This window comes from Occallatibacter sp. (assembly GCF_049802275.1).
In the GTDB taxonomy this organism is placed as follows: Bacteria; Acidobacteriota; Terriglobia; order Terriglobales; family Acidobacteriaceae; genus Telmatobacter.
The window spans coordinates 1-2,821 of the sequence record NZ_JBARMD010000188.1 but is presented as its reverse complement, the minus strand read 5'-3'; the positions used below and the strand labels follow the sequence as shown (position 1 = coordinate 2,821).

At 55.1% G+C, this 2,821-nt stretch carries 3 protein-coding genes and 1 pseudogene; 1 reads left to right on the top strand and 3 read right to left on the bottom strand.

The genetic code is table 11. The features are described from left to right. The 3 genes and pseudogenes from WA354_RS06300 to queF form a co-directional block, all read right to left on the bottom strand. Nucleotides 1-203, bottom strand: a pseudogene (locus WA354_RS06300) (spinster family MFS transporter); the annotation flags it as partial. Between the two features lie 724 nt (nt 204-927). Continuing rightward, nucleotides 928-1,518, bottom strand: coding sequence for a hypothetical protein (locus WA354_RS06295; RefSeq protein ID WP_472812155.1), 591 nt, complete (start codon nt 1,516-1,518; stop codon nt 928-930). Nucleotides 1,519-1,821: 303 nt separating this feature from the next. Further along, the gene (gene queF / locus WA354_RS06290) at nt 1,822-2,220 is read right to left on the bottom strand and encodes a preQ(1) synthase (protein WP_472812154.1); all 399 of its coding nucleotides are present in this window, start codon (nt 2,218-2,220) and stop codon (nt 1,822-1,824) included. Nucleotides 2,221-2,364: 144 nt separating this feature from the next. Here queF and WA354_RS06285 point away from each other — a divergent pair. Beyond that, nucleotides 2,365-2,821 (top strand): HlyD family secretion protein (locus WA354_RS06285; RefSeq protein ID WP_472812153.1); only part of this gene is annotated, 457 nt, incomplete at its 3' end.

Sequence of the window (2,821 nt, the reverse complement as noted above, 5' to 3'; positions counted from 1 at the left end):
GCCAGCATGTAGACGAAAAACATGGCCGTGGTGAGAGCGCCCATCTGCTCGCGGGTGGCGTTGAATTCGGCCTGGACGAGGGAGAGTTCGCCGGGAAGGATATAGCGGTCGATGTAGTTGAGCAGGTTGAGGGCGATGAGGAGGATTAGCGTCGCAAAGGCGGGACTGATGCGCGTGCGGGGTGTTGCATTGAGGGTCGCCAAGTTGTGTCCTCGCCTGCTTGCTTCCGACTTGCAGTTATGTCCGGCTGTTCGATTTCGGTGAACTTCGCGCTCAGATTACCTTGGCTCGGCGCGGACCGCTATTTCTGGCAAGATTTCGCCTGATACCCCTATATCCCTATCTCTTGAAGCAGACGTCTTGTTTTCATCAGCTTACAGCAGGGTAGGGTTGCAAACATTTGGCAGCATTGAACTTAGCCGTAGAGATCTGAAATCACAGGAGATAGCGACTACCGGTAAGCTGCGAACGAAACTTTCCGGCATCTAGACGGCATCGGCGGAGAGTCCTCGTACAGGAATTTGACTTCAGGATGATTATGCGCCCGAGAGGAATAATTACCTGCAAAGGAGGTGAAGGAATCTCGGGAGTGTAATCAGCGGTTTAGTCGAAGAGATGGTCTTTCCGTGCTTGACGTGGGGAACGAGTGAATTGTCCGGCGCGCCAAGACCAACTTTGGGGGCGACACGTACAGCAACAGTTAACCGATGTAGTTTCCTGTATAAGTGGTAGTTCTAAGTGGAACGCGGATTGTGTGCGATAAGCGTTTAGCAGTACCTATCATTTTCCAAAGCGCAGAACTCACTCTTGATGCGCAATGTGACTTGTTGTCATTGACGGGAATTTAAAACCCAGCGGTTTGCGAAAGTTGAGAGTTGGTGACCTCAACGAGTTTGGTGCAACTGAGCACGCGGAGAGGAAGGTGCTCTAAGAGAGGAGTGCAAGAGCAGAACTTGACGAATGGCGGTCGCGTTCGCCCTGGAAGTAGATGGGGTCATAGAAGGACCAGTCGTAATCCCGTCCAGCCGCTTCGTCGGTCTTACTGGATTTCACCGCGACTTCCGGATAGACCCATTTCCCTGGAGCGGCCGCCGTGTCGTGTCTCGGCTCGCACAACAGCCGGCAATAGGCGATCCGCTGCGTTCCGCCGCATGCGGGGCATTGCCGCTCCACTTCTGCCTCATGACTCGGGCCACACAGCCGCAACACCGAAAAATTGCCACATTCGCACACCCAGGCAGACGCGAATCCAATCTTGTTATGCGGTCTCTTGGAGAACGTCATTGACGGTGCGACGAATGCTCGTTCACTCTGGTCGACGAGGTTCTGCTTGCTTGCGATCGTGCCCGGCGACTGCCTGATCGGCAAGTTGCGCATGCCGTTGATAGCCGAATGCAAACGTTCAAGGCAGAGTGTCCAGACCTTGGCCGCTTCACTCAGGCCATTACGAAGCATGGCTGAGAATGAGCTTTCGGCATTTGCCGACGCGATTGGAGCGGCCTGGGAACTCGTTGCCACGGTCCAACCTTACATCGCCATAGCGCAAAACAATACTCCCCATTGGTGTCATTACTTAACGCTAAATAAGACCACCCTCCATCACGCCTCGTCGCACTGGCGGCTCTAAATGCCCATGACCTGAGGATCAACAATCCATACGTGTACTGAACTCATATGAGGAACGAAAAGCATTGCGCCAGCTTTCCGGAAGAGACCACGGATCAGCCAGGGCGCGCCGGTTAGTTGGAAAAGCAGTTGCTAAAGACGATTGGCCTTGAATCGCTGCTTGGACGGAGACTGTGAACGGCTTGCGCCGGCACTTCACTCCTTGGGGCGGGGCCAGCGAGCTTCTACGGTTGTCGCTATGCCGCCGCGGGGGCGGAATTCGCCGCGGACTACGGCCCAGACGGGGTCGCTCGCTTTCACTACGTCTTCGAGGACCTGGTTGACGATGTTTTCCTGAAAGATGCCGAGATTGCGGTAGCTGAAGAGGTATTCCTTGAGCGATTTGAGTTCAAGGCAGCGACCTCGGGGCATGTAGCGGATGGAGAGCGAGCCGAAGTCGGGCAGGCCGGTCTTGGGGCAGACTGACGTCAATTCTGGATCGTCGATGACAATTTCGTAGCCGGGAAACTGATTTTGCCAGGTCTCGATCTCCGGGAAGGCAAAATCGAGTCCGGCCTTGGCGTGATCGTCGGTGTAGCGGGGTTGCTGAGACATATTTTCATTGTACGAGGGATCTATATGAACAGTCCGTCATGCAAGTTTCTACTTCGTATTCGTGCAAATTTCTGCTTCTTAAGGGCTTGCACAGCGTCTTATATACTGGCTTAGGTTGCCTGCATGGTTACGGAAAGAAAGCAATTGGACCGCAAATGGCTCTGGTTTGGTGTGGTCCTGGTCCTTATTCTGGTCTATTTTGTCGCTCGATCTCTTACCCGCGATCGGCTGCCCGTGCGTGCTGCGGAGGTGTCGAAGGAGCCCCTGGCCACAACCACGAGTACAAATGGCAAGGTCGAACCGGTCGAACCCATTGAGATTCATGCCCCCATTTCAGCGACTGTGAAGGCGGTGTACGTCCAAGCCGGCGATACAGTTCCGGCAGGAAAGCTGCTGATGCAGTTGGACGATATTGACGCCCGGGCAAAGCTGGCGAGTGCGGATAGCGCGGTGAAGTCAGCCCAGGCGAACCTCGAAGCGACCACGCAAAATGGCACCCTGGAGCAGCGGCAAGGGGTGACCGCGGAGATTGCTCGCGACAAGCTTGAACGGGACCAGGCTCAGCACGATCTGGATGCCCTGGTAAAGCTGAGCGCAACCG

Excerpts from the sequence above, each read along its gene's own strand:
- queF (WP_472812154.1), bottom strand. The coding sequence starts at position 2,220 with ATGTCTCAGCAACCCCGCTACACCGACGATCACGCCAAGGCCGGACTC.